20 protein-coding genes are annotated in these 22,609 nt (G+C 64.0%); 7 read left to right on the plus strand and 13 right to left on the minus strand.

Features of this window, described 5'->3' with window-relative positions; all coding sequences use genetic code 11:
- Window positions 1–2: 2 nt before the first annotated feature.
- Together AB7G19_RS33910 and AB7G19_RS33915 are read right to left on the minus strand one after the other, a co-directional pair.
- Window positions 3–1,628 carry a GMC family oxidoreductase gene (locus AB7G19_RS33910; protein WP_085399118.1) on the minus strand — a complete coding sequence of 542 codons (1,626 nt, stop codon included), beginning with the start codon at window positions 1,626–1,628 and terminating at the stop codon, window positions 3–5.
- Between the two features lie 53 nt (window positions 1,629–1,681).
- Complete coding sequence (locus tag AB7G19_RS33915; protein ID WP_085399119.1) at window positions 1,682–2,272, minus strand: TetR/AcrR family transcriptional regulator; 591 nt, start codon at window positions 2,270–2,272, stop codon at window positions 1,682–1,684.
- 100 nt (window positions 2,273–2,372) lie between these two features.
- Between AB7G19_RS33915 and AB7G19_RS33920 the strand changes: the two genes are divergently transcribed.
- The 3 genes from AB7G19_RS33920 to AB7G19_RS33930 all read left to right on the plus strand — a co-directional run bounded on the left by AB7G19_RS33920 (window position 2,373) and on the right by AB7G19_RS33930 (window position 5,513).
- Window positions 2,373–2,738: a nuclear transport factor 2 family protein gene (locus AB7G19_RS33920; protein ID WP_085399120.1), complete on the plus strand. Its 366-nt coding sequence runs from the start codon at window positions 2,373–2,375 to the stop codon at window positions 2,736–2,738.
- A 370-nt stretch (window positions 2,739–3,108) separates the two neighbouring features.
- On the plus strand, window positions 3,109–5,070 hold the full coding sequence (locus AB7G19_RS33925; RefSeq protein WP_085399130.1) for a putative bifunctional diguanylate cyclase/phosphodiesterase: 1,962 nt from the start codon (window positions 3,109–3,111) through the stop codon (window positions 5,068–5,070).
- A 293-nt stretch (window positions 5,071–5,363) separates the two neighbouring features.
- Window positions 5,364–5,513: a hypothetical protein gene (locus tag AB7G19_RS33930; protein ID WP_166084486.1), complete on the plus strand. Its 150-nt coding sequence runs from the start codon at window positions 5,364–5,366 to the stop codon at window positions 5,511–5,513.
- 6 nt (window positions 5,514–5,519) lie between these two features.
- Here the strand turns inward: AB7G19_RS33930 and AB7G19_RS33935 are convergent, their stop codons facing one another.
- From AB7G19_RS33935 to pgm, 5 genes are all read right to left on the minus strand, one after another.
- Window positions 5,520–5,963: a DoxX family protein gene (locus tag AB7G19_RS33935; protein WP_071917677.1), complete on the minus strand. Its 444-nt coding sequence runs from the start codon at window positions 5,961–5,963 to the stop codon at window positions 5,520–5,522.
- Between the two features lie 241 nt (window positions 5,964–6,204).
- The gene (locus AB7G19_RS33940; RefSeq protein WP_085399121.1) at window positions 6,205–7,185 is read right to left on the minus strand and encodes a PDR/VanB family oxidoreductase; all 981 of its coding nucleotides are present in this window, start codon (window positions 7,183–7,185) and stop codon (window positions 6,205–6,207) included.
- Window positions 7,186–7,195: 10 nt separating this feature from the next.
- Window positions 7,196–7,957 (minus strand): GntR family transcriptional regulator, encoded by a 762-nt coding sequence (locus AB7G19_RS33945; RefSeq protein WP_028148569.1) that lies wholly within the window; start codon window positions 7,955–7,957, stop codon window positions 7,196–7,198.
- Window positions 7,958–7,962: 5 nt separating this feature from the next.
- Window positions 7,963–9,012, minus strand: a complete 1,050-nt coding sequence (locus AB7G19_RS33950; RefSeq protein ID WP_187387662.1) for an aromatic ring-hydroxylating dioxygenase subunit alpha — start codon at window positions 9,010–9,012, stop codon at window positions 7,963–7,965.
- Between the two features lie 289 nt (window positions 9,013–9,301).
- Window positions 9,302–10,948 carry a phosphoglucomutase (alpha-D-glucose-1,6-bisphosphate-dependent) gene (gene pgm, locus AB7G19_RS33955; RefSeq protein ID WP_354078978.1) on the minus strand — a complete coding sequence of 549 codons (1,647 nt, stop codon included), beginning with the start codon at window positions 10,946–10,948 and terminating at the stop codon, window positions 9,302–9,304.
- Between the two features lie 146 nt (window positions 10,949–11,094).
- Here pgm and AB7G19_RS33960 point away from each other — a divergent pair, with 146 nt between their 5' ends.
- Window positions 11,095–12,237 carry an alpha/beta hydrolase family protein gene (locus AB7G19_RS33960; RefSeq protein WP_085399123.1) on the plus strand — a complete coding sequence of 381 codons (1,143 nt, stop codon included), beginning with the start codon at window positions 11,095–11,097 and terminating at the stop codon, window positions 12,235–12,237.
- A gap of 34 nt (window positions 12,238–12,271) precedes the next feature.
- Here AB7G19_RS33960 and AB7G19_RS33965 read toward each other — a convergent pair whose 3' ends face one another.
- Complete coding sequence (locus AB7G19_RS33965; RefSeq protein WP_063979731.1) at window positions 12,272–13,087, minus strand: response regulator transcription factor; 816 nt, start codon at window positions 13,085–13,087, stop codon at window positions 12,272–12,274.
- A gap of 297 nt (window positions 13,088–13,384) precedes the next feature.
- Between AB7G19_RS33965 and AB7G19_RS33970 the strand changes: the two genes are divergently transcribed.
- Window positions 13,385–14,542: an acyltransferase family protein gene (locus AB7G19_RS33970; protein ID WP_085399124.1), complete on the plus strand. Its 1,158-nt coding sequence runs from the start codon at window positions 13,385–13,387 to the stop codon at window positions 14,540–14,542.
- A 111-nt stretch (window positions 14,543–14,653) separates the two neighbouring features.
- On the plus strand, window positions 14,654–15,502 hold the full coding sequence (locus tag AB7G19_RS33975; protein ID WP_085399125.1) for an MBL fold metallo-hydrolase: 849 nt from the start codon (window positions 14,654–14,656) through the stop codon (window positions 15,500–15,502).
- A gap of 25 nt (window positions 15,503–15,527) precedes the next feature.
- Here AB7G19_RS33975 and AB7G19_RS33980 read toward each other — a convergent pair whose 3' ends face one another.
- From AB7G19_RS33980 to AB7G19_RS34000, 5 genes are all read right to left on the minus strand, one after another.
- On the minus strand, window positions 15,528–16,412 hold the full coding sequence (locus AB7G19_RS33980) for an aldose 1-epimerase family protein (protein WP_085399131.1): 885 nt from the start codon (window positions 16,410–16,412) through the stop codon (window positions 15,528–15,530).
- Window positions 16,413–16,536: 124 nt separating this feature from the next.
- Window positions 16,537–17,850 carry a UDP-glucose dehydrogenase family protein gene (locus AB7G19_RS33985; RefSeq protein ID WP_166084326.1) on the minus strand — a complete coding sequence of 438 codons (1,314 nt, stop codon included), beginning with the start codon at window positions 17,848–17,850 and terminating at the stop codon, window positions 16,537–16,539.
- A gap of 176 nt (window positions 17,851–18,026) precedes the next feature.
- Window positions 18,027–18,968, minus strand: a complete 942-nt coding sequence (gene fcl, locus AB7G19_RS33990) for a GDP-L-fucose synthase (protein WP_439034216.1) — start codon at window positions 18,966–18,968, stop codon at window positions 18,027–18,029.
- On the minus strand, window positions 18,949–20,019 hold the full coding sequence (gene gmd, locus AB7G19_RS33995; RefSeq protein WP_354113356.1) for a GDP-mannose 4,6-dehydratase: 1,071 nt from the start codon (window positions 20,017–20,019) through the stop codon (window positions 18,949–18,951). Before gmd ends, fcl begins: the two co-directional genes overlap by 20 nt.
- A gap of 164 nt (window positions 20,020–20,183) precedes the next feature.
- Complete coding sequence (locus AB7G19_RS34000; protein WP_038960118.1) at window positions 20,184–21,203, minus strand: NAD-dependent epimerase; 1,020 nt, start codon at window positions 21,201–21,203, stop codon at window positions 20,184–20,186.
- A 269-nt stretch (window positions 21,204–21,472) separates the two neighbouring features.
- Between AB7G19_RS34000 and AB7G19_RS34005 the strand changes: the two genes are divergently transcribed.
- Window positions 21,473–22,588, plus strand: a complete 1,116-nt coding sequence (locus AB7G19_RS34005) for a glycosyltransferase family 4 protein (protein ID WP_085402129.1) — start codon at window positions 21,473–21,475, stop codon at window positions 22,586–22,588.
- Window positions 22,589–22,609 lie beyond the last annotated feature (21 nt).

The following is a 22,609-nucleotide window of genomic DNA, read 5'->3' on the forward strand; positions in this document are numbered from 1 at the left end:
GTTTATCGCGCATCCTCCAATATCATGTCGGAGGCCTTTTCGGCGATCATGATGATCGGCGCGTTGGTATTCCCCGACACGAGGTCCGGCATGATCGAACCGTCGACGATGCGAAGGCCTTCGAGCCCCCTCACCTTCAGCCGCTGGTCCACCACCGCCAGCGCGTCATTGCCCATACGACAGGTCGAGGTCGGATGGTAGATGGTGCTGCCGCGCTCGCGGCAATAATCGAGCAGCTCTCCATCCGTGGATACCTTTGCGCCAGGATCGTACTCGCTGACCACGAACGGCTTCAGCGCCGGCGCATTCAGGATCTTGCGCAAGATCTTCAGGCCTTCGACATTGGTGGTGCGATCGGTCTCGGTCGACATGTAGTTGATGCGGATCTCCGGCGGCGCGGTCGGGTCCGCGCTTTTGATGCGCAAGGTCCCGCGGCTTTCGGGCCGGAGCTGGCACACCGACGCCGTGAACCCGGAAAAATCATGCAGCTTCTCCCCCATCTTGTCGGTCGAGAACGGCAGAAAGTGCACCTGGATGTCGGGCGAAGCGAGGCGAGGATTGGTCTTGAAGAACGCGCCCGCGGTGCCGGCCGCGATGGTCAGCCAGCCCTTCCGGAACAGCGCATAGCGCGCGCCGGCCAACGTGCGGCGAAACGGATTATTGACGGTGTCGTTGAGCGTGATCTTCTGCGAGCAGCGCATCACGATGCGGACCTGCATGTGGTCCTGGAGATCGTGGCCGACGCCCGGCGCGTCCAGCACGACATCGATGCCGTGCTTGCGCAAGAGATCGGCAGGGCCGACGCCGGAGAGCTGAAGGAGCTGCGGCGAGTTGTAGGCGCCGCTCGACAGCACGACCTCTTTGCGCGCGCGGGCCCGGCGCACGGTTGTGCCTTGCCGGTATTCGACGCCGACCGCGCGGCGTGCCTCGAACAGCACGCGCTGGCCGAGCGCCTCGGTCTCGACCTTGAGATTGCTGCGCGTCTTCGCGGGTCCAAGATAGGCCACCGCCGTCGAGGCACGGCGGCCGTTGCGCGTCGTGGTCTGGAACAGGCCGACGCCCTCCTGCGTGGCGCCGTTGAAATCGGGGTTGTAGGGCAGACCGGTCTCGACCGCGGCATCCATGAAGGCCTTCGACAGCGGATCGGTCACGACCATGTTGGACACCGGCAGCGGGCCGCCGCTGCCGTGATATTGATCGGCGCCACGCGCCTGGTTCTCGGCTTTCTTGAAATAGGGCAGCACGTCGTCATAGCCCCAGCCGGCATTGCCGTGCTGGCGCCAGCGATCGTAATCCTCGTGCTGGCCGCGGACATAAAGCAGGCCGTTGATCGAGCTCGATCCGCCCAGCGTCTTGCCGCGCGGCTGGAACACCTGGCGCCCCTTCAATTCGGGCTCCGGTTCGGTCTGATACATCCAGTTGACCGTCTTCTCCTTGAACAGTTTTCCGTAGCCGAGCGGCACGTGGATCCAGATGTTGGAATCCTTAGGTCCCGCCTCGAGCAGCAGCACGCTGTGCTTGCCGTTCGCAGACAGCCTGTTGGCGAGCACGCAGCCAGCGGAGCCGGCGCCGACGATGATGTAGTCGAACTCAGGATCGGACGGCGCGAGGGAGGAATTTGCGTTCATGCGCTACTGTTCTTTTTGTTGGTGTGGGCGTTTCCGGTTCGTCACTAGCACAATCATGCGCGTAGACGCAGCGCCTCGACCAGTGACTTGAACGCACGGGCATATTCCGCCCCTGCCCTTGCGATATCCGTGCGCCCGGCGCAGGCGACCGCCGCCTCCGTCACCGCGCCGAGCAGCAGCCGCGCCAGCGGCTCGACCGGTTGCTTTGCGATGAGGCCGGCCTCCATCGCCACCGACAGCGCGCGCGGCATCTTACCGCCAAAATGCTGCGCGTCGATCTCCCGCCAGCGCTCCCAGCCGAGCACGGCCGGGCCGTCGCGCAGGATGATCTGACCTGTCGGGCCCTTGGCGGTCGCCGCAAAGTAATGCTGCGTGCCGGCGACCATCGCGGCGAGCACGTCCTTCTCGGCGCGCGCGGTGCGGTCGATCTCGGCGACGAGATCGCGCGAGACAGAATCGAACACCGCTTCGAACACCACCTCCTTGGTCTTGAAGTGATGATAGACCGCGCCCTTGGCAACGCCCGCGGCCGCCGCGATGTCGTCCACGGTGGTCGCGGCAAAGCCCTGCGTCCCGAACAGGCGCCGCGCCTCCGTCAGGATCGCCTCGGATGTCGCCGCCCGCCGCTCCGCCTGCTTTGCCATCGCTCCCGTCTAGTCCAATTCGTCGCACCCGGCCAGTTGACTTTTCGACTACCGGTCGGTATTTACCGACTATCAGTCTGTTTTAATCGTGAGGTGCGCCATGCCGAGCCGTGACGTCGTCGAAGCTTTTGCGAAGCGGTTGGAGGATGGGGAGTTTGTCGAAGCGATCGAGCAGTACTACACGTCCGATGCCGCGACCTATGAGAACAACGCCGCCCCGACAGTCGGCCGCGACAAGCTCGTCGCCAAGGAGCGCGGCGTGCTCGCGGCCTCCAGGAAGGTCAAGGCCGTCCGCATCGGGCCGAGCCTGATCGAGGGCGATCACGTCGCGACACGCTGGCGGTTCAGCTTCACCAATGCCGAAGGCGTCGTCCGAACGCTGGATGAGATCGCGTGGCAGACCTGGCAGGGCGATCAGCTGATCGAAGAACGGTTCTATTATGATCCGAAGCAGCTCGGGCGGTGACGTTCGGCACATTTGGCAACAGAGCGGGCTGGCAGCCTCCTCGCGGCCATCCTTCGAGACGCCCGCCTTCAGCGGGCTGCTCAGGATGAGGCCTGCTCCGCGGCAACATCTTAGACCCTCATGGTGAGGAGCGCAGCCTTGCGGCGCGTCTCGAACCATGAAGGCCGAGCGCGTTCTGCGATCGGCCCACTGTTACAACCGTAACGCGGGGCGCCGCATTTGTATCGATTTGTTATCGATACCCTCGCTTGAACACGCAGAAGTGGCCATGGCGATCGTGGCCAGCGGGGATAATTCATATTTCGTCAAAGGTTTGCAGCGAATCCTCCTGATCGAGCCGGACAAACGGCCCATGCTGCTAGGCCCTGGAATGCGGACTCAAACGACCAGCTATTTCGCGCGGCTGTTCGCCGGCGATCTGTCGGCCTTTGGCGGTCCTGCAACCGACGAAGCCGTCGCCGGACATATCCGCGCCGATCAGATGTCACTGGTGCTCGGCTACTCCGTCGGCATCATGCTTGCCAATGCCTGCAACGCGGCCGTACTCGCCATCGCGCTCTGGCATTCGCCGGACTGGAAGTTTGCGTTGGCCTGGGCCGCGATCGTGGCCGGCGCCGCGATCGCGTTCGGCCTGCAATCCCACGCCTCGCGCCGGATCACAAAACCGCAATTCGTTTCGCGTCGGGCGATGCATCGGCTGGTGCGCAACGCCTTCGTGCTCGGCGTTGCCTGGGGCATCGTCCCGGTCGCCTTCTTCGCGAATGCCGCGACCGGCGGCCAGCTCGTCATCACCTGCCTTTGCTCGGGGATGCTGGCCGGCGGCGCACTAGCCTTCGCCACGATCCCGATTGCGGCCATCGCTTTCACGAGCCCCATCTTCGTCGGCATCGCCATCTGCCTCGGCCGCGACGGCGATCCCGCCTATGTGCTGATGGCCATCCTGGTGGTGGTTTACGGCAGCGTGCTGCTGCGTGCGGTGTTCGTCAATTCATTCGCTTTCGCGCGGCGCGTGATCCGGCAGATCGAGGCCGAGCGCACGGTCCGGCAGGATCCCCTCACGCTGTTGCCCAACCGCTTCGCCTTCAACGAGACGCTCGAAGCCGCGCTCCGGCGGATGGCCCTGTCCGGCGAGGAATTCGCGGTGCTCCTGCTCGACCTCGACCGCTTCAAGGAAGTCAACGACAAGTTCGGCCACCCCGCCGGCGACGAATTCCTGATCCAGGTCGCAGGCCGGCTGCAACGCTGCACGCGCGCGGCCGAGCACGTCGCGCGAATTGGCGGCGACGAGTTCGCGCTGGTGATGGCCAATCTGGCACGGCCGGAGGATGCGCTCGAGATCGCCGAACGCTTCGTCGCGGCCTTCGACGAACCGTTCCAGATCGAGGGCCGCCAGATCGCCGGCGCGACCAGCGTCGGCATCGTGCTGGCGCCGCGCGACGGCACCACGCAGCTCGACATCATGAAGAATGCCGACGCGGCGCTGTATCGCGCCAAGAAAGCAGGTCCCGGCACGGTCTGCTTCTTCGAGGAAGCCGATGACAGGGTGTCACGCGATCGCAAGGCGCTGCAAGCGGACCTCGAAGGCGCCATCGCCAGAGACGAGCTGTTCCTGGTGTTCCAGCCGTTCCTCGATCTCGGCGAGAACCGCATCACCGGCTTCGAGGCGCTGCTGCGCTGGCAGCATCCCCGGCGCGGACTGGTGCCGCCGAGCGAATTCATCCCGATCGCCGAGGAGACCGGGCTGATCCACGAGATCGGCGAATGGGTGATCCGGCGTGCCTGCGCGACGCTTTCGGACTGGCCGGAGGACATCAGGGTCGCCGTGAACTTCTCCGCCGCGCAGTTTCACAGCACCGGCATCCTCCAGACCATCGTGCAGGCGCTCGCGGACGCGAAGGTCGCCCCGCACCGGCTCGAGGTCGAGATCACGGAATCGATGCTGCTGTCGAAATACGGCTCCGCGGCGTCAATCCTGAACGCGCTGCTCGAGCTTGGCATCACGGTGGCGCTAGACGATTTCGGCACCGGCTTCTCCTCGCTCACCTATCTGCGCAAGCTGCCGTTCAGCCGTATCAAGATCGACCAGTCCTTCATCCGCGACATGCTGGTGCAGCCCGACTGCGCCGCGATCGTGAAGTCTGTGATCTCGCTGGCGCGCGACCTGCGCATCGGCGTGGTTGCGGAAGGCGTCGAGACCGCCGACCAGCTCGAGTTTCTGCGCCAGTTCGGTTGCGACGAAGCGCAGGGCTATCTGATCAGCCGGCCGGTGTCGGCCGATGGCGTTCTGGCGCTGTTGAACACGAAAAAGCAGCGGGCGACTTACGCGGCGTAGGGAAATACTCGCAAATGTGAGGCGGTCCGCTTCCAGGGGTGAAGCAGACTCGCGCAGGGCAGAATTTCTTCAAGCCACCCTTTGCAAATGAATCACTGCCAGGCAGTTCTGCATCCCGCGCCAGTCTTCGCGGTCATAGGGTTGGTCTGCATCCCTGACCTAAGGCTGTCCGCTGTTTTGAGAGCGTTTCCGAGTGTTTCGGCGCGCTACCACTCTCAAGACGGCTTGCCGTGTCGGCCCCATTAAGCAACACTTGCCTCATTTCAAAGTAATTATTTTTGAGGGGCATCATCATGCCTGAGATATTTGAAGTCGTGCTGTGGTGTGCCGCGCTTGCGACATGGTTGATGCTTCTCTTCGCCCTCGTGAGCAAGACCCTGAAACAGCTCTCAAAGAGCATCCGCCGCGCGATAGAGGAAGCTTTCAAGCCCGACTTGAAGTGATCTCGGCTACGATGCCCGATCGAAACTGAACCGGCCCGCCCCGGTGACGAAGATCAACATCGCGCCTCCCATGATCGAGACATTCTTCAGGAAGTGGTTGTATTGACCGATCTGCTGCGCACCCGCGGGATACTCCCAGTAGCGGTGCGCAATAGCCGTTGCCGCCAATACGAACACAAACGTCAGAATTGCGCAGTAGCGCGTACCGACGCCCAATATCAAACCAACGGATATCAATACTTCCAGTACGATGTTCGTCATCGTGAACAGCTCGGGTGCTGGAAGATTCAGGGACCTGAAATACCCCACAGAGCCGCTGAAGTTGGATATTGCTCCATACGCGCTTCCGACGAATACCCACGCGAGGAGAATGCGGCCGATTAAAATCAGCGCGTCAGCTCGCCCTGTGGCGAACGCATCGACTGCCAGCGAGACAGAATTGGATTTCATGGCAGAACCTCCACCCTTGCTGTCCAAGACCGGCTGAACGCATCTATTGCCGAGAGCAAACCTATCATGATTGGTGGACCGCACGAAGCGCTCTTGCCGGCCCATTGACGCTGCAAAGCCCGCTTCGTCACCGCCCTTAGCTGCCTCGCCAGGACGACCTGCACCCGCCCGCTCCGAAAGTAGGGCGGATGCGCGAGCCTTCAGGCTGATCGCGGTTTCCGAGTACGCCTTCCAGCTCCGGTCAGACCGCATCTTCCCGGAGCAGCGTGTCCACGGTGATGGTACCGCGGGCGCGGGAGACGCAGGCGCAGATCTTCTGGTTGCTTTGCTTCTGGTGATCGCTGAAGAAGACGTCGCGATGATCGATCTCGCCGTCGACCTCGACCACGTCGATCGCGCACAGGCCGCATTCGCCGCGCTTGCAATCGTACATCACGTCGTGTCCGCTGGCATTGAGCACATCAAGCATCGAGCGCTCGCGCGGGATTTCGAGCTCGACATCGGTCCCCTTCAGGCGCACGCGAAACGTCTCGGTCGGCAGCGTGCCGCTGGAGCCGAAGGTCTCGTAGCGGAGATCGGGAAGCGGATGGCCGGCGCCGATCCAGGCGTGGCGCGCGGCATCCAGCATCCTCATCGGGCCACAGAACAGCGCCAGCGCACCTTGCGGCAATGATCCGAACAGCGCATCGAGGTCGAGTCGCCGGCCCTCGTCGCTCGCGTGAACGAGCAGGCGCTCACCGAGCATTTTGGCGAGATCGTCGAGATAGGCGGCATCGGTGCGCGAGCGCACGGCATAATGCAGCGTGACATCAACGCCGCGACGCGCCAGCGCCTGTGCGGCGCCAAGGATCGGCGTGATACCGATGCCGCCAGCGATCAGGCAATAGTTTTCGCGCGTCCAGTCGACTGCGAGCAGCGAAGCCGGCCGGGTGATGTCGAGCCGAGCCCCGGGGGTGAGCTGCCACATGTAGCGCGAGCCGCCGCGGGAATCCTCGGCGCGGCGCACCGCGATCCTGAATCCGCGCGAGGACGCCTCACCGACCAGCGAATAGGATCGCGTCTCCGGCAGGCCGTCGATGGTCACGCTGATATTGATGTGGCTGCCGACCGGATAGGCCGTGCCGTCGAACTGATCCGGCAGGATCAAGAATTCGCGGATGCCCGGCGCAAGATCGCGCGTCGCGACCAGCGTTGCCGGAATCCAGGTTTCGATGAAGCGCATGGCGATTGCCCTAGTCGGTTGCGGTCCTGATCAGCGCGAGCGCCGGCAAGAGGTCGAGATGGGTGCGGTTGCGCAGCGCAAGCCGCAGGTTTCGCACTGCGAGGCGCGCGTGCTCGCGCATCACGGCCTCGGCGCGGGCGCCTTCGCGGTTCTCGATGGCGTCGATCACGACGCGATGGTGCTCCTGCCCGATGATCAGAATCTGCTGCGCCTCGGGCAGCGCCGATTGCGCCATCACGAAACCGCTTGGCGAGGCGAACGGCAGCGCCGAAGCGCGGTCGATCTGCCGGATCAGCGGCGGGCTGCGCGACAATTCCGTGAGCAGTGCGTGGAAGCGCGCGTTCAGCGTGACATAGGATGAGAACGCGTCGACCGAGATCGGCACCTGGCGCAGCAATTCGTCAATTGCGGCAAGGCACTCCTTCAGCGGCTCGAGCTCGCGCGCGGAAACGCCGCGCTCGGCTGCGAAGCGCGCGGCGAGCCCTTCGAGCGTGCCGCGCAGCTCGATGGAATCGGAGATGTCGCGCTCGGAAAACGCCTTCACCATGAAGCCGCCTGAGGGAATCGCCTCCAGCAGGCCTTCCTCCTCGAGCCGCACCAGCGCCATGCGCACCGGCGTGCGCGAGGCGCCGGTCGTCTCCACCGCCTGCAGCTCGGAGATGCGCTCGCCGGGCCGTAAGCGACCCGACAGGATCTGGTCGCGCAGCGCGAGCTGCGCCTTCACGGTCTGCGAGACGGAGCGGTCGACCTCTCGCTCGGGCGCTGCTTTCACCTGGCCTACTCCGCGGCCTGGAGCTGCTGCGGCGCGCTTTCCTTCGCCACCATCCTGTCGATCAGCTTGCGCGTCCACATCGCACCGGCATCGATGTTGAGGTTGTAGAAGATCCGATCGGGGTTCTCGTCCATGGCGCGCTGCTGCGCCTCGAGGATCAGTTCGTCCTCGTGGAAGATGCCGGAGACGCCTTCGCGGATCTCGGTGGTGATGCGCTGCTCGCCGATCTGATAGTTGCGCACGAAGGCCCAGAAATAGTGGCAGGTCTTCTCGGTCTCCGGCGTGATGGTGTTGAGCACGAAACCGTTGACGCCCTGCGAGCGGTCGCCTTCGGGCGCGCCGGTACCTGTCGGCGCCACGCCGACATCGATCGCGATCGTGCACGGGGCTTCGAAGCGGATGATCTGCCAGCGGTCGACGAGGCCGGGCTTGCCGAGCTGCTTGGCCCAGAACGGCGGCGCCTCGATGCCGCGCATCCAGCGCGTCACCGTCACCGTCTTCTCGCCATGGGTGACGTCGAACGGCGCCTCGGCGACCGCATCGTTGCCGATCGACGAGCCGTGCACAAAGGTCTCGTGGGTGAGGTCCATGAGATTGTCGAGCACGAGGCGGTAGTCGCAATTGACGCGGATGGTCTTGCCGTCGCCGGCCCAGGCCGGATCGTGATTCCAGTGCATGTCAGGGACGAGCGCGGGATCGGCGAGCGCAGGGTCTCCCATCCAGAGCCAGATGTAGCGATGACGCTCGACCACGGGATAGGCGCGGACACAGGCCGACGGATTGATGGTCTCCTGCGAGGGCATGAAGGTACAGCGCCCCTGCGCATTGTATTTCAGGCCGTGATAGCCGCAGACGACGGTGTCGCCTTCCAGCCGGCCCTTGGACAGCGGCACCAGGCGGTGCCAGCAGGCATCCTCCAGCGCGGCCACCGAGCCGTCGGCCTTGCGGTACATCACGACATGCTTGCCGCAGATCGTCCGCGGCAACAGCGCCGGCTTGACGTCGGCGTCCCAGGCCGCGGCGTACCAGGCGTTCATCGGAAAGGGTTTTGTCACGGGTCGCTCTCCCAAGCGCTTATGAATACGTTATGTATACAATAGCGGAGAGGTAGAATCGTTCAAGGCTAAATATGGCGTATTTGGATACCTATTATCTTGGTTATGTATACAACTATACCGGAAGTCATTCCCCGCGAAGGCGGGGAATCCAGTACGCCGCAGCTCCTCCGCATCACGGCACGGCCGCGGCGTACTGGATCACCCGCTTTCGCGGGTGATGACAGCGGAGAATGCGGCAAACACTTCCTCGGAGCAGCAACCGAAGAGTCGTCCTGGGCTCGGCGCCCTACGCCCCGAACACCTTCTTCAGCCCTGCCTGGGCCTCTTCCTGAATCCGCTTCAGGTGCTCGGTGCTGCGGAAGCTTTCCGCGTAGATCTTGTAGACGTCCTCGGTGCCCGACGGCCTTGCGGCGAACCAGCCGAAATCGGTTTCGACCTTGATGCCGCCGAACGGCTGGCCGTTGCCCGGCGCCTTGCCCAGCGTGGCGCGGACGGGATCGCCGGCGAGGTCCTTGAGGCCGAGCTGCTCGGGCGTGACGGACTTGAGGATGTTCTTCTGGGGCGCAGTGGCGGCGACGTCGATGCGCGCATAGTGCGGCACGCCGAGCTCGGCAGTGAGGTCGTTGAAGAGCTGGCTGGGATCGCGGCCGGTCTTCGCCATGATCTCGGCTGCGAGCAGGCCGAGGATGATGCCGTCCTTGTCGGTGGTCCACACCCCGCCGTCGCGGCGCAGGAACGAGGCCCCTGCACTCTCCTCCCCGCCGAAGCCGAATCCGCCCGTGAGGAGGCCGTCGACGAACCATTTGAAGCCGACCGGCGTCTCGACCAGCCTGCGGCCGAGCTTCTTGGCGACGCGGTCGATGATCGAGCTCGACACCACGGTCTTGCCGATCGCGGCATCCCTGCCCCAGTTCGGGCGGTTCGCGAACAGATAGGAGATCGCGGTCGCAAGGTAATGGTTCGGATTCATCAGGCCGCCGGTGCGCGTCACGATGCCGTGGCGGTCGGCATCGGTGTCGTTGGCAAAGGCGACGTCGAAGCGGTCGCGCATCGCGATCAGGCTCGCCATCGCGTAAGGCGAGGAACAATCCATGCGGATCTTGCCGTCCCAGTCGACGGTCATGAAGCGGAAGGTCGGATCGATCGCCTCGTTCACAACGGTGGCCTTCAGGCCGTAGCGCTCGATGATCGGATGCCAATAATGCACGGCGGCGCCGCCGAGCGGATCGATGCCGATATTGATTCCGGCGGATTTAACCAGATCGAGATCGACGACATTGCCGAGATCGGCGACGTAGGGCGTGATGAAGTCGTAGGCGTGCACGTTCGCGGATTTGCGCGCCTTGGCGTAGTCGATGCGCTTCACGCCCTTCAGGCCGTCGGCGAGATAGGCGTTGGCGCGCTTCTCGACCACGGAGGTCGCGTCGGTGTCGGCCGGGCCGCCATGCGGGGGATTGTATTTGTAGCCGCCGTCCTCGGGGGGATTGTGCGAGGGCGTGACGACGACGCCGTCGGCAAGGCCGCTAGCGCGGCCCTTGTTGTAGGTCAGGATCGCGTGCGAGATGACAGGCGTCGGGCTGTAGCCGCCGTCCTTGTCGATCATGATGTCGACGCCGTTGGCGGCGAACACCTCGACGGCGCTGACCAGCGCCGGCTCGGCCAGCGCGTGGGTGTCGATGCCGATGAAGAGCGGACCGGTCAGGCCCTTTTCTGTCCTGTAGTCACAAATTGCCTGCGTGGTCGCGAGGATGTGGCCCTCGTTGAAGCTGTTCTTGAACGATGTGCCGCGATGGCCGGAGGTTCCGAACGCCACCCGCTGCGTGGGATCGCCGACATCGGGCTTGCCGGCGAAATAGGCCGTCACCAGCCGCGGAACATTGGTGAGCGCGTCCGGCGAGACCAGCTTGCCCGCCGCGGGGTCAACATCAGCCACTGAAATATCCTCGTCCTGTCGTGCAGAGTTTGTGGATTACCATAGCATCGGCCGGGCCCCCGCCAAGGGCACAACACGCGCGGTTGGCTGGCCGTTCCTGAGATCATGCTATGGTCTTTCAAATCGGGGCTTTTTCGAGTCGGGGCATGACGCTGTTTCACAGGCTCTTGGTTGTGCTGATGGCCTGGCTTGCGACCGCTGGCATCGTGACCAATGCGACGGCCGCGGAGTTCTACACGGAAGACCTGCGCATTCCGATGGCGGAGGCCGGGCCGCAGGGGCTGGAGGCCTTTCTCGTCCGGCCGGCCGGAACGAAGCGCTATCCGCTCGCGCTGCTCAACCACGGCTCGCCGCGCAGTTTCGACGACCGCGCGACCATGTCGGCGCACAAATATTACGGGATCGCGCTCGAATATGCCCGGCGCGGCTTTGCCGCGCTGATCGTGATGCGGCGCGGATATGGCACCTCGCCCGGCGGGCGCGTCGACAGCGTCGGCGTTTGCGCGAATGCCACCTATCTGCCGGCGGCGGCGGTTGCGATCGCGGATTTGCGCGCGGCGATCGATGCGATGGGGCGCAGGGCCGACGTCACGACATCGGGCATGATCGCGGCCGGCCATTCCGCCGGCGGGCTTGCCACCGTCGCGCTGACCGCGCAGGCACCGAGTGGTCTCGTCGCCGCGATCAGCTTTGCCGGCGGCCGCGGCTCGCGCGATGACGACGACGTCTGCAACAAGGACGGGCTGGTGCAGGCGTTCGCCACGTTCGGCAAAACCTCGCGCGTGCCGATGCTGTGGGTCTATGCGGCCAACGATTCGTTCTTCGGTCCCGATCTCGCGCGCCGCCTCTATGACGGATTTCGCGGCAATGGCGGTCACGCGAAATTCATTGCGGCGCCGCCTTACGGCGATGACGGCCACTATCTCTATTCGGTGGTGGGCCGCCCGCAATGGACGCCCTATCTCGACGCCTTCCTGCGCGAGCGCGGGCTCGGCCATGACATCCTGAGCCTTCCCGATCCGCTGCCGCCGCCGGGCCAGCTCAACGAGGCCGCGCGCGCCGAATTCTCCCGCTATCTCGCCAGCACCATGCCGCACAAGGCTTTTGCGGTGTCGCCGAACGGCGGTTACGGCTGGCGTTCGGGCCGCACGACCGCCGACGACGCCCGGCGCGATTCGCTTAGCGCCTGCATGAAATGGTCGCCGACCTGCACGCTGTATGCGGTCGATGACCAGCTGGCCGGGGCGACGCAAAGGACATCGACGGATCAGAGCGCCCGCGCGCGATAGGCGCGAGGGTGATCGGATCTTTCGACGGATAAGGCTAGAGCCGCTCGCTGAGCGCGAGCTTGTAGCCGACGCCGGTGACGGTCGCGATCACGGGCGTGCCGCTGCCGACGAGCTTGCGGCGCAGCCGCGCCACCAGCGCGTCGACCGTCCGGATATCGACCTCGGCCTGGCGGTTGCTGACGACCTCGATCAGATAGTCGCGGCTGAGCGGCCGGCCGTCGGCGCCGACCAGCGCCGCGAGCAGATCGAACTCGGCGCGCGTCAACGCCACCGGCTTGCCGTCGCTGCCGAGCAGCTCGCGCCGGGTCAGGTCGATGATCCAGTCGCCGAAGGCGATCGAATTGTGGTTGCGCGCGGCCTTGCGGTCGATCGAGCGCCGCCGCAGCACGCTGCGCGCGCGCGCGAGCAGGTCGCGCAGATTGATCGGCTTGGTGACGTAATGGTCGCCGGCGATCTCGAGGCCGAGGATACGATCGACGTCGGTGTCGCGGCGCGTCACGAAGATGATGCCCGCGTTGCTGGTCGCCTGGATCTCCTTGGCGAGCTCGAAGCCGTCGCCGTCAGGCAACTGCACGTCGAGGAAGACGAGATCGGTGCGCGAGCGCAGCGCCTGGCGGCATTCCGCGCAGGAGCCGGCGCCGACCACGTCGAAATTGTTCTCGCTGAAATAGCCGACCAGCATCGTCCGCGTCACGGGATCGTCTTCGACGACGATCAGCCGTTCGCGGCCGGCAGGCCTCAATTCCTGACGTGCGGAATCAACCACGTTGTTGGATGTCCTGTGTGCTTGTGGCGCGGCTTGAAAGTTCAAGTCGTCGCGCAGCGCACTGTCCTGTGAACGAACATTCACGACTTATTCGAGCCCCCGAGATTGCCTGCTGGAATACTAGGCGTGTTGTGCTGCCCGAACAATATTGGTCATGGTATTGGCGTATTAAGTATGAATTGCCCCACAATTCTCATCGCGCGCATCATCATGCCGGCGTGGCGCGTGCGAGCGACGACCAGCCCCCTCGACACCGCCGATCCCGTACATTCGGCATCAGACTCAACCGCTGGTTAACGTAAAGAAAGGCTTCGGCTTCGAAACAGCCGGCCGCGCCTCTATGGTCTCCGCTTGCAGATGCGAAACCACGGAGCAGGCGTGATGCAGGGGCAGGCCCGGTTGGCCGCCGAACGAACCGAGCAAGGTGCAACGCCTTTCGGCCGTTCTCACACGCTCGACGTCCTGCGCGGCCTCGCCATCGTCGGCGTGATGGCGATCCACGTCTCACAATCCTTTCCTTCAAAGATCCACGCCCTCGACTTCGCCTTCATGTGCGGCTGGACCGGCGTCAACGTGTTCTACTTCGTCAGCGCCATGACGATGTGCCTGATGTGGACGCAGCGCACCGAAACCGACCCGACGCGCAAATTCTACATCCGGCGCTTCCTGCGCATCGCGCCGCTGTTCTGGCTCGCGATCCCGGTTTACCTCGCCGTCAACGGCACGGGTCCCAGCTACAACGCGCCCAACGGCATCGGACCGCTCCAGGTGATCCTGACCGCGACATTCCTGCACGGCTTCTGGCCGGACAGCGTCAACAGCGTCGTGCCGGGCGACTGGTCGATCGCGGCGGAAATGACGTTCTATCTCGTGTTCCCCTTCGTGATCACGGCCTTCGGATCTCGCCGCCACCTCTATCTTGCGCTCGCGATCGCGCTGCATCTCGTCAATGTCTGCCTGTTCAAGCCGTGGGCCTTCGCACTGTTCTCGGCCTATTATGGTCCCGGCCACGAAGCGTTCGTGTGGAACGCATTGCACATCAGCTTCCTGAACCAGTTGCCGGTCTTCCTCGTGGGCTGCGCGCTGTTCTTCTCGCTGCGCGACGGCTTTGCGAAGTCGGATGCCGCGATCTTTGCCGCCTTCATCGCGCTGTCCTTCATCGCCGACCGCGCGACCGGCTCGCATGAATTCAACTATTTGATGATCAACCTCGTGCTCGGCGCGCTGGTTGCAGGTTGCATCCGCCTCGCGATCCGCTGCCGGCCGATCGAGGCGCTCGGCCGCAACTCCTATTCGATGTACCTGTCGCACTTCGCGGTGATCTACGGCCTGCGCCAGATCTGGCCGCTTACGGACGGACTGGTCTCGCTGCTGATCGCCTATGCCGTCACCGCCGCGCTCAGCTATCTCGTCGCACGCGCCACCTGGCATCTGGTCGAGCGGCGCGCGCAGGATTTTGCGCATCGCCTGACGTCCGCGGGATCGGACCGGTCAACGATCCGGCCAACCATCGCGGCCACTGTGGCCGGTCTGCACTGACGCGCGACTTGTCTAGCTGACGCCTTCGAATCTAAAGTACGCCACGAGCGATCTTCAGACACGCTGGGGCGGCGTGATCAGATCGACCGGCTTCACGCTGGAGTAGGCGCCATGGAAGTCATACTGCTCGGCACCGGCGGCCCACGCCCGGACCCGCGCCGCATGGCGACGACCACGCTGATCAGGCTCGGCGAGGAGAATATCCTGTTCGACGCGGGCCGCGGCGTCATGGTGCAGCTCCACAAAGCCGGCGTGCCGCTCGGCGCCATCGACACGGTCTTTCTCACCCATCACCACTTCGACCACATCGGCGACCTCTATGATGTGATGCTGAATTCGTGGATGCATGGGCGCAAGGACGATCTGCGCATCTACGGTCCGCCCGATACCGAACGGCTCGTCAACACGCTGATCACACAGGTCTACGACAAGGACATCGCTTGGCGGGATCAGGGCGAGCCGACCTTTGGCGGATGGAAGCCGGTCGTCGCGACGGACATCATTCCCGGCCCCGTCCTCGACACCGGTCGCTGGAAGATCAGCGCCGAGCTCGTCTCACATGGCGACGGTCTCGACATGTCGCCGGCGTTTCTCGCGCGCTGGATGTGTCTCGGCTTCCGCTTCGAAGCCGAGGGCAAGGTCATCGCGATCTCCGGCGACACGGTCCCCTGCCCCGGTCTCGAGCGGCTGGCTGAAGGAGCCGACCTACTGGTGCAGTGCTGCTTTCTCGCAACACCTGAAATCAACAACGACCATCTCCGCCGGCTCGCGAAATACACGATCGCCTGCGGCGATACGGTCGGCAAGATCGCAGCCAAGGCCGGCGTCAAGAAGCTTGCGCTGACCCATCACCGTCCGCGCACCGACGATGCCATGCTGGATGCGTTGCTCGCGGACGTCAGGAAGGACTATTCGGGTCCCGTCGTGCTCGGCGAGGATCTCACGCGAATCGAGGTCTGAGGACTGCGCGATGCGCCGTCCGGTTTCAGGACGATCCAACCTCGATCCGGTACGACAGTTCTTCGTTCGCGCCGGCCGCGATGTGCATCAGACCAGGCTTGTCGCTGAACTCGCCTTCGAAACCGACGGGACTGGCATAGCCGCGCCACGGCTCGATGCAGAGGAACGGCGCGCCTGTCGGTTTCGACCAGACGCCGAGCTCGCGAAAGCCGCGCCATGACATTTTGAGCCAGGGCCCGCCCCCTTGCCCGGCCGCATAGCGGACCGCATGGCTGTTGACGGGGTCGAGGATGACGGCGTCATTGGTGAACAGGGATTCCGACAAAGGAAGCACGGTGCCTCTGACGGGGCTCGGATCCGTTGCCGCGAGCAGGAGTCCGCCCTCGACACGGCGAACCGGAGACGGCTCCTCGTTCGTGAACGTCAGCGCGTAGCTCTCCTTCGACATTCCAGGCTGAAGCGGCCAGTTGAAGGCGGGATGGCCACCGAGCGACACCGGCAATGTCTCCTTGCCAGTGTTCACGACCGTGAGCGAGAGATCGAGACCAGCGTCGTCGATCGCATAGGTGGCGGTCAGGCGAAATGCGAACGGATAGAGCGCGCGCGTTGTCTCGCTGTCTTCGAGCGCCAGGGTGCAACGGTTCTCGCCGCGCTCTACCCACGCGAACCGGCTGTCGCGCGCAAAACCGTGCTGAGTCATCCGGTAGGTCTTGCCCCGGTGCCGCATTTCGTCATTGGCGAGACGCCCGACGATCGGAAACAGCAGCGGCGCGTGGCGTGGCCAGGCCGGCCCTGCCTGCCAGACAAATTCGACACCGCTGCCGTTCTTCAACGAGCACAGCTCGGCGCCGTGTGCCTTGATGGTCGCGGTGAGCCCGCCACTGCGGATCGTGTGCGTGTCGTCGGTCATGACAATCTCCATCGCGGCAACGAGGCCAAACGCGGCGACCTGATGCGACCGGATCATAACGCATCAGAAACGATTTCGCCCGCCCCAGGATGAGGCGGGCGAACCCGAACTTCAAACGACTGGCTTAGGCCTGGGACGATCGCCCGATGCTCTCGTAGGTGAAGCCGGCGGCTTGCATCTCTTCGGGCGGGTAGATGTTGCGGAGATCGACCACGACGGGCTGGGTCATGGCCGCCTTCAGCCGGCCGAGATCGAGCGCGCGGAACTGCACCCATTCGGTGACGATGACGAGCGCATCGGCGCCTTGCGCGCAGGAATAGGCGTCCTCGCAATAGGTGATGTTCGGCAGCTCGCCCTTGGCCTGCTCCATGCCGACGGGATCGAAAGCCTTGACCGTCGCGCCCATGTCGATCAGGCCGGTGACGAGCGGGATCGACGGCGCATCGCGCATGTCGTCGGTGTCGGGCTTGAAGGTGAGGCCGAGCACGGCGATGGTCTTGCCGCGCAAGCTACCGCCGAGCGCCTGGCTGACCTTGCGCGCCATCGCGCGCTTGCGGTTCTCGTTGACGGCCAGCACGGATTCGACGATGCGCAGGCTCACGTCATAGTCCTGCGCGATCTTGATCAGCGCCTTGGTGTCCTTCGGGAAGCAGGAGCCGCCGAAGCCGGGCCCCGCATGCAGGAACTTGGTGCCGATGCGGTTGTCGAGGCCGATGCCGCGCGCGACCTCCTGCACGTTGGCGCCGACCTTTTCCGACAGGTCCGCGATCTCGTTGATGAAGGTGATCTTGGTCGCGAGGAAGGCGTTCGCGGCGTATTTGATCATCTCGGCGGTGCGGCGCGCCGTGAACATCAGCGGAGCCTGGTTCAGCGACAGCGGGCGATAGACGTCGCCCATCACCTTGCGGCCGCGCTCGTCGGAGGTGCCGACGACGACGCGATCGGGATACTTGAAGTCGCGGATCGCAGCGCCCTCGCGCAGGAATTCGGGGTTGGAGGCGACGACGACGTCGGCCGCAGGGTTGGTCTCGCGGATGATGCGCTCGACCTCATCGCCGGTGCCGACCGGGACGGTGGACTTGGTCACGACGACGGTGAAGCCCGACAGCGACTGCGCGATCTCGCGCGCGGCGGCGTAGACATAGGACAGATCGGCGTGACCGTCGCCGCGGCGCGAGGGCGTGCCGACCGCGATGAAGACGGCATCGGCGTCCGCGACCGGCTTCGACAAATCGGTGGTGAAGTCGAGCCGCTTGGCCTTCACATTGGTCGCGACCAGCTCGTCGAGGCCGGGCTCGTAGATCGGAATCTCGCCGCGATGAAGCGCCGCGATCTTCTTCTCGTCCTTGTCGACGCAGGTGACGTCGTGACCGAAATCCGCAAAGCAGGCTCCGGACACCAGTCCCACATAGCCCGTTCCGATCATCGCGATTCGCATGAAAAACTCTTTCCGTTGAAGACGGATGTTCCACTGAACACCCTAGACCATTTCTGTATCCGGCCGCACGCCCAACATTAGGGCAGGTTGCTTCGCGAACCGAATAAACCTTAACCGCCGCGCGTGACAGGCGTTGCGGTCATCTCCTGAAATACGCGACATGCATTGGTTGCATTCTACGTATGCGAGAGATACGCCGCGTAAGCGCGTCTCACGCCGTCCTCGAGCGAGGTCGTCGCGCGCCAGCCGAGCTTGGCGAGCCGGCTGACGTCGAGCAGCTTGCGCGGCGTTCCGTCGGGACGCGAGGTGTCGAAACTGATCTCGCCGCTGTAGCCGACGATGGCGGCCACGACGCGCGCGAACTCGGCGATGGTGATGTCCTCGCCGGTGCCGATGTTGACCAGCTCCGCGCTCGAATAGGTCTTCATTAGGTGCACGCAGGCATCCGCCATGTCGTCGACATAGAGGAACTCGCGCCGCGGCGTGCCGGTGCCCCACACGATGACGCTCTTTGCTTCCGAAACCTTCGCCTCGTGGAAGCGGCGGATCAGGGCGGCGACGACGTGGCTCAATTCAGGGTGATAATTGTCGCCGGGGCCGTACAGATTGGTCGGCATCACGCTGATGAAGTCGCTGCCATACTGGCTGCGATAGGCCTCCGCCATCTTGATGCCGGCGATCTTGGCAATCGCATAGGGCTCATTGGTCGGCTCCAGCGGGCCTGATAGCACGGAATCCTCGCGCAAGGGCTGCGGCGCCAGCTTCGGATAGATGCAGGACGAGCCCAGAAACATCAGCTTCTCGGCGCCGTTGAGATGCGCGGCCTGGATCACGTTCGCGGCAATCGCGATGTTGTCGTAGATGAACTCGGCACGCAGCGTGTTGTTGGCGACGATGCCGCCGACCTTGGCCGCGGCGAGGAAGATCACTTGCGGCCGCGTCCTGGCGAACCAGTCGAACACGGCGGCCTGGTTGCAGAGATCGACCTCGCGCCGGTCGACCGTGACGAGGTTGACGTCCTCCCGCGCCAGCCGGCGCACCAGCGCGGCTCCGACCATGCCGCGATGGCCGGCGACGTAGACGCTCTTGCCCCTCAGCTCAAACGGTGCGTTTGCCACTGGCCGCATCCCGTTTTGCCTCCGCCAGGTCGCTCATCATCATCTCCTCGACGAGCTGGGCAAAGCTGCGCTTCGGCGTCCAGCCGAGCACCTCGCGCGCCTTGCTGGCGTCGCCGACGAGGAGATCGACCTCGGTCGGGCGGAAATAGGTCGGATCGATCTTCACCACCGTCTTACCGCTCGTCTCGTCGACGCCGGTCTCCTCGACGCCCTTGCCACGCCAGGCGATGCGGCGGCCGACATGCGCAAAGGACAGCTCGACCATCTCGCGCACCGAGCGCATCTCGCCGGTGGCAAGCACGAAGTCGTCGGGCTTGTCGGCCTGCAGGATCCTGTGCATGCCCTCGACATAGTCCCTGGCATGGCCCCAGTCGCGCTTGGCTTCGAGATTGCCGAGATAGAGCGTCTGTTCCAGCCCGACCTCGATACGCGCGACGCCGCGAGTGATCTTGCGGGTCACAAAGGTCTCGCCGCGGATCGGGCTCTCATGGTTGAACAGGATGCCGTTGCTAGCGAACATGCCGTAGGCTTCGCGGTAGTTCACCGTGATCCAGTAGCCGTAGAGTTTTGCAACGCCATAGGGCGAGCGCGGATAGAACGGCGTCGTCTCCTTCTGCGGGATCTCCTGCACCAGGCCGTAGAGCTCGGAGGTCGAGGCCTGGTAGAACCGCGTCTCCTTCTCCATGCCGAGGATGCGGATCGCTTCCAGGAGGCGCAGCACGCCGATGGCGTCGGCGTTGGCGGTGTATTCCGGGCTCTCGAAGCTGACGGCGACGTGGCTTTGGGCTGCGAGATTGTAGATCTCGGTCGGCCGGATCTGCTGCACCAGGCGGATCAAATTGGTCGAATCCGTCATGTCGCCGTAATGCATCAGGAACGGCACGTTGCCGACATGCGGGTCCTGGTAGAGGTGATCGACGCGCGCGGTGTTGAACGAGGACGAGCGCCGCTTGACGCCGTGCACGACATAGCCGAGCGACAGCAAATATTCGGCGAGATAGGCGCCGTCCTGACCGGTCACGCCGGTGATGAGAGCGATCCGCTCAGCCATGGGCCCGCGCCTGGTTCGGGGTCAAAGAGGTTCAGAGGGACGGGATAACCACCGTTCGCGCCCGCTGACAAGGCCGCCGGCGGTCAAAAGCGCAAGAACCAGCGCAAGAACCGGCTTAAGAGCCGGCATTCCCGGGCGACACGCAGGTGCCGTCGCCCGCGGGATCAGACGCCGTGGTACTTCCGATACCATTCGACGAAGCGGCCGAGGCCATCCGCGATCGACGTGGACGGCGAGAAGCCGACGTCGCGCTGGAGCGCGGAAATGTCGGCGCGCGTCTCCAGGACGTCGCCGGCCTGCATCGGCAACAGCTGGCGGATCGCCGGCTTGCCGATGATCTTCTCGAGCGTCTCGACGAACTCCATCAGGTTGACCGACCTGTTGTTGCCGATGTTGTAGACGCGATACGGCGCATAGCTCGACGAATTTTCCGGCCGCTCGGCATTCCACGCGGGATTCGGCGCCGCGGGCCGATCGAGGGTGCGGATCACCCCTTCGACGATGTCGTCGACATAGGTGAAGTCGCGCCACATGTCGCCTTTATTGAAAATCCTGATCGGCTCATTCGCGAAGATCGCGCGCGTGAACAGATAGGCGGCCATGTCGGGCCGGCCCCACGGGCCGTAGACGGTGAAGAAGCGAAGCCCGGTCACCGGCAGCTTGTGAACATGCGCAAAGGTATGCGCCATCAGCTCGTTGGCTTTCTTGCTTGCGGCGTAAAGGCTGACCGGATGGTTCACCGAATGCTCGGTCGAATACGGCAAGGTGCGGTTGGCGCCATACACCGAACTCGACGAGGCGTAGACGAGATGCGCCAGACCATGGCGCCGGCCGGCTTCGAGCACGGTGACAAAGCCGTCACAATTGGCCCGGATGCTGGTGATGGGATCGTCGATCGACGCGCGCACGCCGGGCTGCGCCGCCAGATGCACGACGCGATCGGGCGAGACCTCGTCGAAGACGCGCGTCACGGCGGCGAAGTCTGCGAGATCGATCTTGTGGAATTTGAACCCTGGATGGTGTTCGAGCGTTGCGAGACGCGCACGCTTCAGCGCGGGATCGTAATACGGAGTGATTGCATCGATGCCGACGACCTGCTCGCCACGTGCCAACAGCCGTTCACAAACATGCATTCCGATAAAGCCGGCAGCACCGGTAACGATCACTGGCCGCAAAGTTGTCATCTCGTTCATTCCGCGGAGCATTGCCAGACCAGGACATGAGAGGCAAGGTTTGGACAGTCACGACAATCATCAAATCAGTCCGCCCATGCAAGCGCATCGAAATGTGTAGGAAACATGATGGCGTCATGCACCATCGCATGCTATCCGCCTGCAAGGATGCTCGGACGATAGCGCCACATGTGCTAGACGTCATAGGACGTATATTCGGCGCCTGATGCTCAGTCTTCGGGCATTATTCGCGCAAGAACCCGCAAAGAAAAAGATCGACTTTGAAACTCTCCATCAACGGCAGGTTCCTGTCACAATCGCTCACGGGCGTGCAGCGCTACGCCGCCGAGATCGTCAAGGCGATGGACCGCTTGCTCGCGAGCGGAGAGGCTCCGCAGCAACTGCTGGATGCAGAGTGGCAAATCCTTGCGCCGCCGAATGCGCAGACGCTTCCAGGTCTTCGCCGCATTGCCATCAAGCAGATCGGATCTTTGCAGGGGCACGCGTGGGACCAGATCGATCTGGCGCGCGCCGCGGCCGGCACCCGTCTCGTCAGTCTCGCCAATTCCGGCCCCGTACTCCACCGCGACCATCTCGTCGTGATTCACGACGCGCAGGTTTTCCGGCGGCCGGACTTCTTCAGCTGGCGCTACCTCGCCCTGCACCGGACGCTCGGCCATCTGCTGGCGCGCACGGCAACGATCGCAACAGTTTCGGCGTTTTCACGCAACGAACTTGCCGAGGTGCTGTCGCTGGATCCGGCTTCGATCCCCGTCATTGCGAACAGCGCGGAACATTTTGCGACCGTCGCGCCCGACTTCTCGATCATCGACAAGCTGCGTCTTGCGCCCCATCAATTCTTCCTCTTCGTCGGCTCGATGACGAAGAACAAGAATGTCGATACGGCCATTCGCGCCGCCGAGCAGCTTGGCCGCGCCGATTTTCCGCTGATCGTGGTCGGCGGCGATAACAACAAGGTGTTCGGGGGCGCGGCCGCGGAATCGAGGGCCGGCGTCGTCATCGCCGGGCGCCTGAAGGACGAGGAGATTGCCGCGCTGTTCTCCCGGGCCGCCGCATTCGTGTTTCCGAGCCTTTATGAGGGATTCGGCGTGCCTCCCCTGGAGGCGATGTTCTTCGCCTGTCCGGTGATCGCGAGTTCCGCCGATGCCGTGCGCGAGACCTGCAACGATGCCGCCGTCTATTTCGATCCGCTCAACGCGGACCAGCTGTCGGCACGGATGCGCGAAAGAATTGAACTCGGCAGGATCTCGCCGGTGGAACAGGAGAAGCAGCGGCAGCGCCTTATGACATATTCCTGGGCCAAGTCCGCCGCAGCGATGCTCGAATTCCTCGCCAAACCGGCATCCCGATCCACATCCGACCGTGCGAAACAATGACGCGGCCCGATTATTGCTGCT

It is taken from the genome of Bradyrhizobium sp. 215_C5_N1_1, assembly GCF_052075935.1.
GTDB classification, from domain to species: domain Bacteria; phylum Pseudomonadota; class Alphaproteobacteria; order Rhizobiales; family Xanthobacteraceae; genus Bradyrhizobium; species Bradyrhizobium barranii.